Raw genomic sequence first — 11,851 nt, 5'->3', positions numbered from 1 at the left:
CCACTTTATGACCAACATTAACGATTTTAGATAACACTATGACATTTGTGGTAACCGATAACTGTATTTTATGTAAATACACTGACTGTGTAGCAGTGTGCCCTGTTGATGCTTTTTATGAAGGGCCTAATTTTTTGGTTATTAACCCCGATGATTGTATTGATTGTGATTTATGTCCGGTTGAGTGCCCTGTTGATGCTATTTTTCAAGAAGATGCTGTGCCCGAAGATCAGAAAGAATTTATTGAGCTTAATGCTGAATTATCCAAAAACTGGCCGAGAATTACCGAAGTAAAGCCTGCTTTAGCACAAGCAGAAAAATGGGATGGAGTAACCGATAAAATCCAGTATTTAGCAACACAAGCAGATGACTAATGCTAGCCCCCCTTAAGTAAGCTACAGTCGATAGGAAAGCAGCTATACTAAAAAAGATATTACAACCCTTGGGGATAACTATGTGGCATTGCATTGAACAAGCCATTAGCATTGAAACTGGGCAGCCATTTCATATTTCAGAAACGCAAGAAATTTCTATTAGTGGTACTAGAGCCTCTTCATTCACTAGTTTACTTGATAATAAAGAGCCACCATTAAATCTCTCTTTTAAAATTTCTGATGGCCAGCGTTGTTATTTTTTAAAAATAAATAGCAAAGATTATCTAGATAATTTTCAAGCCGAAGCCTATTCATTAAAGCAACTGAACACACTAACCAATATTGCCAGTCCAAGCGTAACGACCCTAGGAACCAGCTTAGATAAAAGTTTTTTAGTGCTCGATTATATCGACTTTAGTACCGCTAAACCTATGCTTTGGTACCAACTAGGTCAACAACTTGCACAAATGCATTATGAAACTCGCCATGGTCAGTTTGGTTGGCAACATGATAATTACATTGGTAGCACAATTCAGCCTAATCATTGGAGCAGTAACTGGACCACCTTCTTTGCTGACCAACGCATTGCTTGGCAATTACAATTACTGTCCGAACGTTCCATTATGCTAGGGAATATTGAACACATAGCCCAAGTTTGTCACGATGCCTTACTTCATCATCAAGTGACCCCCTGTTTAGTTCATGGTGACTTATGGCAAGGTAATACCGGTTTTACCGGTGAGCAAGCGATGATTTTTGATCCCGCTTGCTATTATGGTGACCGAGAAGTAGATATTGCTATGACAGAATTATTTGGTCATTTTCCTGACGATTTTTATCATGGCTACCAAGCAGAGTACCCGTTAGATGATGGCTATAGCCAAAGAAAGCTAGTCTATAATTTTTACCATATTCTAAATCATGCTAATATTTTTGGTGGTATCTATATAGACCAAGCCAAAGCAGCGTTATCACGAATTATGTCTCTACCCTTACACTAATAATTTAAGATATAGAGCAAAGTTTTAGTTAATAAGCACTAAAATTAACCGCTATTTTTGGTAATTTAATTAAAAATAGTCATACTTAATAAAGAAGATATAAAACCCTTTCCCCTTTTGTTATGGCAGGCTATATGATTAATAAACTCACTGAAAAACGCATTTCTTGTCCCCACTGTGGCCACCACTTACACGCGACCCTAGATGCTTCAGCGGGCGATCAAGACTATTACGATGAATGCCCATCTTGTTGCATGGAAATTCACTACCATTTACACGTCGATGAATATAGAAAAAAAATTCACTTAACCATTGATAGTGATGATGAACAAGTATTCTAACCACTCCTTAAACACGTAAATTCACTACTCACTAAACAGCTCACCTATAAACTAGTTTGACTTTATTTTAAGACATTTTTTGCCTTGTTTGCACAAGCTATCTCCTCTATCATGCTTGAATTTAACGATAGTTAATATTCGTTTCCCCCTGCCCCCTTTATTTAAGTTACCGATAACATGAACTTAGCTGACTTCCGTACCCATAGCAAAAGCTTATTAAAATTGACTTACCCCATTTTAATAGCCCAATTAATTCAAAACTTAATGGGCTTTGTTGATATTGTCATGGCGGGACGTGTTAGTGCGACTGATTTAGCCGCCGTTGCCGTGGCCAATAGTATTTGGCTGCCACTGATATTGACCATTTACGGGTTAATTATGGCTCTGGCAGCTATTGTTTCTCAGCTTGCCGGTGCCAACAAGTATAAGGATGTGGTCGAACAAACCTATCAAACAGCCTGGATAGCTGTGCTGCTCGGTATATCGTTAATCGGCCTTTACTACATTCTCACCCCTATTTTAGCGCCACTCGTTACCTTAGAGGGTAACCTTGAAGCATTGATGTTTGACTACCTAGGCTACATTGTTTGGGGCGCACCAGGCTATTGCATCTATTTAGTACTAAGAAACTACTCTGAAGGTCTGTCGTATACTAAGCCAACCATGATTATTAGTATCATTGGTTTACTGGTAAATATTCCAGCAAACTATATATTTATCTATGGTAAGTTTGGTATGCCGGCCCTTGGTGGTGCTGGATGTGGACTAGCAACCGCGTTAGTCTACTGGTCTATGTGTATCAGTATGCTTATTTATTGCTTTTATTCAAAGGTGCTAAAACAAGCCAATTTATTTAGTACTTTTTATTGGCCAGTGTTAGCTGAGATAAAAACCATCCTTGCCTTGGGTATTCCAATTGCATTGTCATTACTGTTTGAAGTCAGTCTCTTTGCCATTGTCGCTATCATATTGGTCCCTTTTGGCGCACAAGTTGTCGCCAGTCACCAAGTTGCCTTAAACTTTACTGGTCTAGTGTTTATGGTGCCGCTAAGCATTGCCATGGCGACAACCATCAAAGTAGGTTACGCCATTGGCCATGGCAATTTCAAACAAGCTCGAGACTATACCAAGTATTCGATAGTGCTTGGCCTAGCACTTGCCTGCTTTACTGCGTTAATAACCGTGCTTTTTAGAACACAAATCGCCGGTATTTATAGTACAGAGGCCCCCGTGATAGAATTAGCGGCCAGTTTAATGTTACTTGCTAGCCTTTATCAATTCTCAGATACCATTCAAGTCATTTCAGCAGGTGCCTTACGCGGTTATAAAGACACTAAGTCCATTTTATATATTACCTTTGTTTCTTATTGGGTCGTTGGTTTATCTGTGGGTTTAATGTTAGGAATAACCGATTGGATTGTCCCTAAAATGGGTCCATATGGCTTTTGGGTAGGTTTTATTATTGGTTTAACTACCGCGGCAATATTACTGGCTTGGCGCTTACACGTCATTCAACAGCGAATTAAAAAGGCCATACCCGCATAAGAATAAACCAACCCAGTAGGCTCAACTTAAAGTGATAGTGCCATATTCAATCACTTTGTTGCTTTAATCAGCAAGTAGTACTTATTTCTCAATGAATTACACAAAACCACTTGCAAGGTGATTAATCAGAAGTTAACATAGCCCTCGTTGAGTTATCAACAGCTGCTCGCTTAGCTCAGTTGGTTAGAGTACTTGCATGACATGCAAGGTGTCACAGGTTCGAGTCCCGTAGCGAGCACCAAATTAGGGTTTAATAACCCTCTAAAAGAACCCGTAAAGCCCATAACCAAAGGTTTTACGGGTTTTTTTATGTCTACGTTCCGTGACATCCGCACTTTTTAGGAGTACTTTTAGTAGTACTAGGCAAATCTATCAAGTTGCGGTACCTACCCTGAAGTTTCTTTAGCCAATGCTAGAAAAAGCGTGAACAACAACTTGCCGCGACCAATACATTAAAATCGGCTGCTGAAAGTTGGTTTGCTATTAAGAAAACGACTATTGCAGACAATACCACTAAAAGCTTATGGCGCAAGTTTGAAACTGCTAAGGCAAAACGAACTAGCCAATAGATGCTTCAGTGGTTATGACGATATTGTTGATGCCTGCTCTCTAGCATGGAATAGCTTTATATCTGATGTGTCGAGAGTAATGGAATTGTGTGATCGAGACTGGATAAAAGTGGGAACTTAATTAATGTAATTGGTATAACATCAACAAAAATTAGAAATAAATCCATTTTTTAAGATCAAAAAATCCGCTTTTAAAGTGCGGCTTTTGGTCGATAATATCTGTAACAAATAAAATCAACTACAAACTTTAGACTCTTCAATCATAGCACGTTGAACAGCAACCGTTTCTTTAATGACTTTATCAAAAAATTTACGCTTTTCTTTAGATGAAGCGTTACGTACGAATTCAGAAAAAGGTGTAGACTTAACTTTTTCTCTAGTGTTGCTAAACATGTCGTACTCTCCTTTATTCTTTAGGTTGGCTGATGCCAGCAATGGCTTCAAGCGAGGCGCGATTATACTTTTTACCGAGTATCACGTCAATGTCAGTTACATTGAAATGAGGCTTTTCCCGAGTGCCGTCAAGATTTTTTTCTATAAAAATAATATCTATTTGATTAGTAAATAGTTTTTTTAGCTCACTGACTACTCGCTGCGACTCCAAAAATTGATTAACAAATACTTCAGGGGGAACTCTACGTCCCTCTACAATCTCTCTTGCTTGTACTAAACACCAAGCCTGTTCTGGCTCTTGATATACAAAAATTATCAATACATAACGTCCTTTATTTAAAGAACGTTCAATATTAGATTTTGCTTTCTCAAAGCTAGAAAGTGTTGAATCTAACAAGAAACTCACTTTCTTCTTTAACGCTCTATCATGTATTGCTTCTACTAGAAGTGTAGCGGGTCTTTGAAATAGAGGCGAATTGAAGCCTTGGTAATCATCAAATTCTTTTCTTAATTCATCATTTTCAATATGGATCACACCCAAAGCATGCTCATTTTTAAACTGCTCAATCATACTTTTAGCCGTTTCTGTTTTACCCGCACCAGGTGAGCCTGCCATAAATACAGAAACAGCACTTTCTTCTTCGGGCAAGTGGTCAATCATCGCCTTAGCTAACTTCTTTTTCATTGCTTTAGCTTGTGCTATTGCCTTAGCTGTTATTTCTTCATCTGTCATCCGCTACCTAACTTTTACTATAAATATTAATCACTGGTGTTAAGCATTCCTGCAAGCTTAAACCACCATGATTGTTAAAATTCACCGGCATTAATAAAACCTTGCACTCTGTGCTTAAGCTCAGTATCAAGTTTGTTTTTGTGTAATAACTGAAAGTAGTCCATTAACTGACGAGAACACTCTCGCTTAAAGTATTCTTTGTTCATACTTTCTTTATGCAAAATATAAAGTCCTTATCAGGTAATTAAATAGCCTTGATGAAACAAAGCAATAACTACATTCATCTGGCTATTATGGGCTTTAGGCTCGGCATTGCTAACAACCTTACCCCATAATTCTTTTGTGGTTAGCGTAGGGCTATTTTGTAGCAAGTCAGCGGCATCGTTTGCATACGCTTTATTAGCCTTAGAGCTGGTATAATTACCCGATTTAACGCCTTTAACTTTACCCTCTTCACATAACCCCAAAAAAGCAGATCGTGGTCAGCCTTTTTTTCTAGAGCTTAACTGAGTCGGAAAAACTACAACAGCTGCTTCATCCCACGCATTACCGGGTTCAATGTCTTGCGCGATATTAAGCTTATTAACGGCGTTTAAAGCAACTAATCCGTATTTACCATAATTATCCATATTTTCTCCATTTCTGCTTAATAAGTAATGATAACCTCAAAACTATAAGGTATATTTTGATTAGCAAAACGATAACATGTTAATTTTAAAAGTAAACTTAACTCGTTAACTTAAAAGCGTTTTAAAAATATTTTAAAGGAATAAAAGTGGCTGTCTTTGATAATGTTGATAATGACGACCGATCATACTTAACTTGGGTTAATAACTTTTCCAATGGCTTTGTTGCTAATGCATTACGAGCGCCAAACTCTAATTACTTTGTTATACATCAAAGCAACTGCTCAACTATAAATGGCAGTAAAAAGGACTATACCGAAGACAGCTTTACAAAAAATGACTACATTAAGATTTGTACTCATCATTACCACGAGCTGATACATTGGGCACAAGATAACAGACTAAGAAGTAAGCCCATTAAAAACTATGGCACGTGTAAACCTCAAGCAGAGCCCTTAACAGCATGAAAGATCACCAAGAAAATACCACTTGGCTAACCAGTAAAGAAGCACAAAAACTCCTGAAAATATCAGGCTGCGAGTTAATGCACCTTAGGGTCAGTGGTAAGCTAACGTTTAAAAAACAAGGTAATGCTTATTATTACCTTGTACAACAGAATCAAGTAGACCAAACAAAGCCTATCAAATAATGAAATTTGTTGAGTACCGCGAGCAAGTTAAAGCACTAAAATACGGTAAGCAGCTGCCCACCGCTGTTTACCTGCACCGTTCAGCAATAGAAGAAGTGCTAGCAACACCTTTACTTGGTTTAGTTTTCGATAGCATCAACAATCTAAATATTACCGAGCCTTGGAATTTATTAAAGCTATATAAACGTGACTTTAAAATTACCCTGCTCAATTACCCTGATTTTGATACCTACGCCTACCCTGCACTTCACACCAGCATAACAATTGATTTAGAAGAGCAAACAAAGCGCAAAGCTAACTACCAGCAATCAGAAAACCCTCCCATACTGCACCGCAAAGAAACCTTTGTATTAGCTAACTATCCATTAATAGATGTATTCAAAGCAATAACCGCAGAAGGCGAAGCAATTGAGTTATACAAAAAGACTAAAACCATAGGTTTTAAGCAACAGTGGCAAAAACTCATCAAACGCAGAGGTTACCAGCTAAATAGCGAAGGGAGACTGCTAGCTTTAGCTGAGATAATAGAGGTTTCGAATAACATACACCCAGCGCTAACCAGTGAACCTGACACCATTGCCAGGCACTTAACCGCAATAAACAGAGACAAGCTCTCAGCACCTTTTCAAAGGCTTGCTCGGCATGGGTTTTTAGACGGTGATTACAGCATATTCGATTATGGCTGTGGTAAAGGTGACGATGCAAATGAGTTAGCAGCTCATGGCTTAAATATAAATAGCTGGGACCCTGTACATAAACCTAATAGCAATAAAATTAACAGCGATATTGTTAATTTAGGCTTTGTACTAAATGTTATTGAAGTAATAAACGAGCGCACTGAAACCCTTAACAGAGCCTGGCAGCTAAGCGATAAATTATTAGTGGTATCTGTGATGTTAGCGGGCTCTGCAAGGCTTGAACAATTTACTCGTTATAAAGACGGCGTTATTACCAAGTGGAACACCTTTCAAAAATACTATAGCCAAGCAGAAATACGCTCATACATAGAGCAAGTGCTTAAAACCAAAGCAATTGCCTTAGGCCAAGGCATATTTGCCATTTTTAAAGACAAGTCACTGGAAGAAGAGTTTTACCTTAATAGACAATATCAACTTAATGAGCAACCGGCCAATGCGCTTTGGCAACAATTAACATCCAGGCCAACAGCGAAGAAAAGCCCAGCTACTACGCAAGTAAAATCACTGTATGAAAAGCACATCGAGCTATTTAATGATTTTTGGCAACAGTGCCTAACACTTGGACGAACGCCAGCAAATGATGAGTTTGAATACAGCGACAACATTCGCCGTATAATAGGTAGCCATAAAAAAGCCTTTGAATTAATGGCTGACACCATGGGGTTAGCCAGTTTTGAAAAGGCGCAGCAACAACGTCGCAGCCATGTACTTGTTTACTTTTCCCTTAGCTTATTTGAAAAACGTAAAGCAAAATCTCACATGCCAGCAAGGTTACAACGAGACATAAAAGCGTTATTTGACTCATACAATACGGCCATAGAGCTAGCACAGTCATTACTCTTTTCAGTAGGAAAACCAGAAAACATAGCAAACGCTTGCGCCCAAGCATACAAAGCGTTTAATTGCGGCAACCTATTAGACAGTAAGTCATACTCATTCAATCAAGCTTTGCTAAATCAAATGCCTGCGGTAATTCGAGTATATGTTGGTTGCGCCATCCAACTTTACGGTGATATAGACGATATAGATGTTATTAAAGTACATATTCGCTCTGGCAAAGTAACACTACTGAAATATGATAATTTTACTAACAAAGCCCTGCCCTTACTTACCGAGCGCACTAAAATTCGCCTGCACGATTTAGACATAGATTTTTTCTTCTATGGCGATGAGTTTCCGTACCCACCGCTTTACGATAAGTCCGTTTATATGAAAAAAAACACCAAAGAGCATGCGCAACAGTTAAGATTTGAGAAAAGAATAGCCAAACAACTTCATGGTTTACCCTTAGAAAAAGAACCCGACTGGGAAGTACTTCAAAAGATATTTCAATACCAAGGTATTGAGCTGAAAGGCAATAAATTTTACACCTTGAACAAAACGTAATCAAAGAAACGTTTTGACGTTAAATAACCTATCTTAAACTGGTTTTATCCACAGTAAATGTTATTATTCCAAATTGAAATAACGGTAGTTTTATTATCATAAAACAATATAACGTAATAATTATTACGTACTACTATTAAAGTAACGTAATAATTTAACGTCAGGTACGTAACCATGAGTAACACTCAAGATTCAGGCTATTGCTTTTCATTTCCTGCTGTTCGAGGCACGCAAGCCGGTCGCCCGTTTTATATAGCTACATGCCCTCTTCGCACAATACCTAAGATATTTGTCTTTGATGAAGAAGAAGTGCCGCCAGAATTAAGAGCACAGCGTACCTTAAATAAATCGCGCATCCCAGCCATGGTCAAATATCTGGTGGAGAATCCAGATGATTACGTGTTTTCAGCATTAACGGTATCGGTAGATGCAAGTGTAATCTTTGAAGAAACCAAAGCCGACAATACGCCAAACCTTGGCACGTTGAAAATCCCCTTAGATGCGCAGATTCTTATTAATGATGGTCAACATCGACGTAAAGCCATTGAAGAAGCATTAAAAGAGCGACCTGAGCTAGGCTCAGATAACATCCCAGTATTGTTTTTTGTTGATGAAGGCCTAACCCGTAGTCAACAAATGTTTGTTGATTTAAATAAATATGCCGTAAAACCAAATACTTCGTTAGTTGATTGTTATGACAAACGAGATCCCAGTGCAGATGTTGCCCGTTATTTGGCAAATAATTTATTACCATTTAAGGGCTTTACCGAAATGGAAAAGTCTAATATTAGTTCTAAAAGTGGCAAGTTATTTACCTTAAGCAGTATAAAACAAGCAACCCGTGCCCTTATGGGCAAAGCGCCAAAAGAAACCTATACCGATGAAGAGAAAAAAGTCGCAGAAGAGTTTTGGTCATTGGTATATAAACACACGCCAGAATGGCAAATGGTCTGTAATAAAGAACTGTCCCCGTCTTTATTTAGGCTCGAGTATATTCACGCACACGGAATTGGCCTTCATTCACTAGGCGTTATGGGCCATACCCTGTTAACAGAGCAACCAGAGCAATGGCGTAATACCTTATCGAAATTAGAGAATATTGACTGGCGAAAATCGAATTCAGAATTGGCTAGCCGTTGTATCAATAAACAAGGGCGATTATCCAAAGCAACGATTAATATTCAGTTAGTAGCCAACACATTAAAAACCAAACTAGGTTTGGCGCTCTCTCCTGAAGAGCGCGCTTTAGAATTACAGGCATAAGAATGAGCAACATATTTCAAGCAGACAACCTAGCTGAAGAGCAACTCGATTATATTAATAATGAGTATTTTTCTGGGTTTAAACGATACAAAAATTGGAAAACTTTACCTCCTAAATTAAAGGAGCATTTACCCAAATATATAGCTGACAAAAATGCTTTAAAGATTAAAGTTGAAGAAAACACCCTTAAACTAAAATCGTTAATTAACATCGTGTATTCGCTATTTTCAGAAATTGCTAAGAACGATAAAGTTACCGACAGTATGCAGCAGTTAGCTGAAATTAATAAAAAACACGCTAAAGAAATAGCTTTTGGTGAACATCAGCAAAAATCTGTCGCGACTTATTTAGACCTCGTTCATGAGTCTAAGTCGGAAATTTTCACTTGCCCTAGTGATATTTATAATCATTTACAGCAGCAATACCACAGTACTCAAAATACTGAAGCGCATTTAAGGCAAGCTGAAAATACCTTAAGTTTATGCATCAATTTAATAAATCAATATATTGATGATATTAAAGGTATTCGCTATAAAAAAGTAAAGAAAACTAAAAATGAAATAGACAAAGAGGTTATAGAGAATAAAGTTCAAATAAGTGATGTAGATGAGTATAAGGATGTACGCGTTGTTTTAAACGCCCAACAATGCGAAAAACACCTCGATGAACTGATATTTCAAAATGGCAAGGTTGCTAATTATGAACCTCATTGCAGCAAAATGTTAATCGACATAATTCATCGTATGCACTCTGCCTATACGTTAGATAATCGCCCTTGGGTAATTGGTTATAGTGGTGGTAAAGATTCTTCTGCTGTTGCAACCCTTGTTTATTTATCTGTTTTAGCTATGGACAAAGCAAAGCGCACTAAAAATATCTATTTAGTTGCTTCAGATACCTTAGTAGAAACGCCAAAAGTAGTTGAGCATATAGATAACTCGTTAGCTGCGATACATAGACAAGCTAAACTTGATGGATTACCTATCACCACACATAAGGTGATGCCAGAAGCTAATCAATCCTTTTGGGCGTGTTTACTTGGTAAAGGTTACCCTGCTCCCACTAAAAGTTTTCGCTGGTGCACCGAGCGAATGAAAATCAACCCAGTAAGCGACTTCATTAAAGAGAAAATATCGCAACATGATGAAGTTATTGTCACTCTTGGCTCACGTAGTGATGAAAGTGCATCTCGTGCGCAAATCATTGCAAAACACAAGATAGACAACTCACGCTTTGCTCGCCATACCACCCTAGCAAACGCTTATATTTATACGCCTATTGATACCTGGAGTATGGATGACGTTTGGAAAATACTTAGAGCCTGTAGCTTAGAAGTAACTACCTCACCATTAGGTATAGGTAAAAAATGGGCTGACAAATACGATCTTGAATGGCAAAACCCATGGGGCACTAAAAACCTGACTCTCTGGAATCTGTATAGAGACGCATCTGACCAAGGTGAATGTCCTATGGTTATTGATGACAGCACGCCCTCTTGTGGTAACTCTCGTTTTGGTTGCTGGACATGTACGGTAGTATCTAAAGACAGAGCAATGGAAAGCCTGATCAAAAATGGTGAAAGCTGGATGCTGCCCATGCTTAAGTTTAGAGACTTACTCGCGCATACCACTATTCCAGAAAACAAAGACAAATACAGAAATTACAAAAGACGTATTGGTCGAGTTAATTTCCAAAGGGCTAAAGAAGGCGAGGATATCAGCGTTGAACGTGCTCATGTCCCTGGTCCTTATTGGTTAAAGTACCGAAAAAAATGGTTAAGAGAACTATTAGTACAAGAGAAACAGTTTAATGAAGATGGTCATAAAATTGAGCTAATCACCAAACCTGAATTACATGCTATTCGTCAAGAATGGTTAAATGATCCTAACGAGCCTGATTGGGATGACTCATTACCCGGGATTTATCGTGACGTTTACGGCAAAGATTTAAATTGGGTTTATAACGATAACTCAACCTTTGATAAACAAGGCGCTCATATTCTTACCGAATTAGGGCAAGAATATAATGTAGTTCCGCAAATGGTAATGAAGTTATTAGACTTAGAAATTTCAATGGAAGGATTAAGTCGACGTAGCGGTGTACAAAACAAAGTAGCCACCATCTTAAAACAAGACTGGGGCACATTAGAAGAAATTAAAGAGAAACAACAAGGTCAGCAAAGTAAGGCTGGATACGATGTTTTTCAAGAAGAGATAAGCTCACTCAATGACAAACTTGCCACTGTTGAACAGTTACTAAAGCAGGAGTTTTAA

Annotated in this window: 13 protein-coding genes, 1 tRNA gene and 2 pseudogenes; 11 read left to right on the top strand and 5 right to left on the bottom strand. The window is 38.1% G+C overall.

Going from position 1 to position 11,851, the window contains the following annotated elements; genetic code table 11:
• Positions 1–38 precede the first annotated feature (38 nt).
• The 6 genes and pseudogenes from fdxA to ASU03_RS21085 all read left to right on the top strand — a co-directional run.
• Positions 39–374, top strand: coding sequence for a ferredoxin FdxA (gene fdxA, locus ASU03_RS06550; protein ID WP_057180754.1), 336 nt, complete (start codon positions 39–41; stop codon positions 372–374).
• Positions 375–454: 80 nt separating this feature from the next.
• The gene (locus tag ASU03_RS06545; RefSeq protein WP_057831084.1) at positions 455–1,375 is read left to right on the top strand and encodes a fructosamine kinase family protein; all 921 of its coding nucleotides are present in this window, start codon (positions 455–457) and stop codon (positions 1,373–1,375) included.
• A gap of 134 nt (positions 1,376–1,509) precedes the next feature.
• Positions 1,510–1,716, top strand: coding sequence for a CPXCG motif-containing cysteine-rich protein (locus ASU03_RS06540; protein ID WP_057831161.1), 207 nt, complete (start codon positions 1,510–1,512; stop codon positions 1,714–1,716).
• A gap of 177 nt (positions 1,717–1,893) precedes the next feature.
• Positions 1,894–3,261 (top strand): MATE family efflux transporter, encoded by a 1,368-nt coding sequence (locus ASU03_RS06535; RefSeq protein ID WP_057831083.1) that lies wholly within the window; start codon positions 1,894–1,896, stop codon positions 3,259–3,261.
• Positions 3,262–3,425: 164 nt separating this feature from the next.
• A tRNA-Val gene (locus ASU03_RS06530) sits at positions 3,426–3,502 on the top strand.
• Between the two features lie 302 nt (positions 3,503–3,804).
• Positions 3,805–3,951: pseudogene (locus ASU03_RS21085) on the top strand (IS630 family transposase); the annotation flags it as partial.
• A gap of 113 nt (positions 3,952–4,064) precedes the next feature.
• Here ASU03_RS21085 and ASU03_RS21080 read toward each other — a convergent pair.
• From ASU03_RS21080 to ASU03_RS20630, 5 genes and pseudogenes are all read right to left on the bottom strand, one after another.
• Positions 4,065–4,223, bottom strand: a complete 159-nt coding sequence (locus tag ASU03_RS21080) for a hypothetical protein (protein WP_197410269.1) — start codon at positions 4,221–4,223, stop codon at positions 4,065–4,067.
• 13 nt (positions 4,224–4,236) lie between these two features.
• The gene (locus ASU03_RS06525) at positions 4,237–4,956 is read right to left on the bottom strand and encodes a zeta toxin family protein (RefSeq protein WP_057831082.1); all 720 of its coding nucleotides are present in this window, start codon (positions 4,954–4,956) and stop codon (positions 4,237–4,239) included.
• 74 nt (positions 4,957–5,030) lie between these two features.
• Positions 5,031–5,177 carry a hypothetical protein gene (locus ASU03_RS20635; protein WP_157465836.1) on the bottom strand — a complete coding sequence of 49 codons (147 nt, stop codon included), beginning with the start codon at positions 5,175–5,177 and terminating at the stop codon, positions 5,031–5,033.
• A 15-nt stretch (positions 5,178–5,192) separates the two neighbouring features.
• Positions 5,193–5,426, bottom strand: a pseudogene (locus ASU03_RS06520) (DUF6979 family protein); the annotation flags it as partial.
• A gap of 12 nt (positions 5,427–5,438) precedes the next feature.
• Positions 5,439–5,585, bottom strand: a complete 147-nt coding sequence (locus ASU03_RS20630; RefSeq protein WP_157465835.1) for a hypothetical protein — start codon at positions 5,583–5,585, stop codon at positions 5,439–5,441.
• A 146-nt stretch (positions 5,586–5,731) separates the two neighbouring features.
• Here ASU03_RS20630 and ASU03_RS06515 point away from each other — a divergent pair, with 146 nt between their 5' ends.
• From ASU03_RS06515 to ASU03_RS06495, 5 genes are all read left to right on the top strand, one after another.
• A complete protein-coding gene (locus tag ASU03_RS06515; protein ID WP_057831080.1) occupies positions 5,732–6,049 on the top strand; it encodes a hypothetical protein in 318 nt (105 codons plus the stop codon).
• Positions 6,046–6,231: a DNA-binding protein gene (locus ASU03_RS06510; RefSeq protein WP_057831079.1), complete on the top strand. Its 186-nt coding sequence runs from the start codon at positions 6,046–6,048 to the stop codon at positions 6,229–6,231. Before ASU03_RS06515 ends, ASU03_RS06510 begins: the two co-directional genes overlap by 4 nt.
• A complete protein-coding gene (locus tag ASU03_RS06505; RefSeq protein WP_057831078.1) occupies positions 6,231–8,315 on the top strand; it encodes a DNA phosphorothioation-associated putative methyltransferase in 2,085 nt (694 codons plus the stop codon). The genes ASU03_RS06510 and ASU03_RS06505 overlap by 1 nt, the downstream gene beginning before the upstream one ends.
• A gap of 174 nt (positions 8,316–8,489) precedes the next feature.
• Positions 8,490–9,578 carry a DNA sulfur modification protein DndB gene (gene dndB, locus ASU03_RS06500; protein ID WP_057831077.1) on the top strand — a complete coding sequence of 363 codons (1,089 nt, stop codon included), beginning with the start codon at positions 8,490–8,492 and terminating at the stop codon, positions 9,576–9,578.
• Positions 9,579–9,580: 2 nt separating this feature from the next.
• Positions 9,581–11,851: a DNA phosphorothioation system sulfurtransferase DndC gene (locus tag ASU03_RS06495; protein WP_231731510.1), complete on the top strand. Its 2,271-nt coding sequence runs from the start codon at positions 9,581–9,583 to the stop codon at positions 11,849–11,851.

It is taken from the genome of Colwellia sp. TT2012 (genome assembly GCF_001440345.1).
Taxonomy (GTDB): Bacteria; Pseudomonadota; Gammaproteobacteria; order Enterobacterales; family Alteromonadaceae; genus Colwellia.
This window is presented reverse-complemented; position numbering and strand designations above follow the sequence as displayed.

What these genes read in the sequence shown, in the direction of transcription:
- ASU03_RS06535 (WP_057831083.1), top strand. Translation starts at nt 1,894, where the DNA reads ATGAACTTAGCTGACTTCCGTACCCATAGCAAAAGCTTATTAAAATTG.
- ASU03_RS06495 (WP_231731510.1), top strand. Translation starts at nt 9,581, where the DNA reads ATGAGCAACATATTTCAAGCAGACAACCTAGCTGAAGAGCAACTCGAT.
- ASU03_RS06525 (WP_057831082.1), bottom strand. Translation starts at nt 4,956, where the DNA reads ATGACAGATGAAGAAATAACAGCTAAGGCAATAGCACAAGCTAAAGCA.
- ASU03_RS21080 (WP_197410269.1), bottom strand. Translation starts at nt 4,223, where the DNA reads ATGTTTAGCAACACTAGAGAAAAAGTTAAGTCTACACCTTTTTCTGAA.
- ASU03_RS06505 (WP_057831078.1), top strand. Translation starts at nt 6,231, where the DNA reads ATGAAATTTGTTGAGTACCGCGAGCAAGTTAAAGCACTAAAATACGGT.
- dndB (WP_057831077.1), top strand. Translation starts at nt 8,490, where the DNA reads ATGAGTAACACTCAAGATTCAGGCTATTGCTTTTCATTTCCTGCTGTT.
- ASU03_RS06545 (WP_057831084.1), top strand. Translation starts at nt 455, where the DNA reads ATGTGGCATTGCATTGAACAAGCCATTAGCATTGAAACTGGGCAGCCA.
- ASU03_RS06510 (WP_057831079.1), top strand. Translation starts at nt 6,046, where the DNA reads ATGAAAGATCACCAAGAAAATACCACTTGGCTAACCAGTAAAGAAGCA.
- fdxA (WP_057180754.1), top strand. Translation starts at nt 39, where the DNA reads ATGACATTTGTGGTAACCGATAACTGTATTTTATGTAAATACACTGAC.
- ASU03_RS06540 (WP_057831161.1), top strand. Translation starts at nt 1,510, where the DNA reads ATGATTAATAAACTCACTGAAAAACGCATTTCTTGTCCCCACTGTGGC.
- ASU03_RS20630 (WP_157465835.1), bottom strand. Translation starts at nt 5,585, where the DNA reads ATGGATAATTATGGTAAATACGGATTAGTTGCTTTAAACGCCGTTAAT.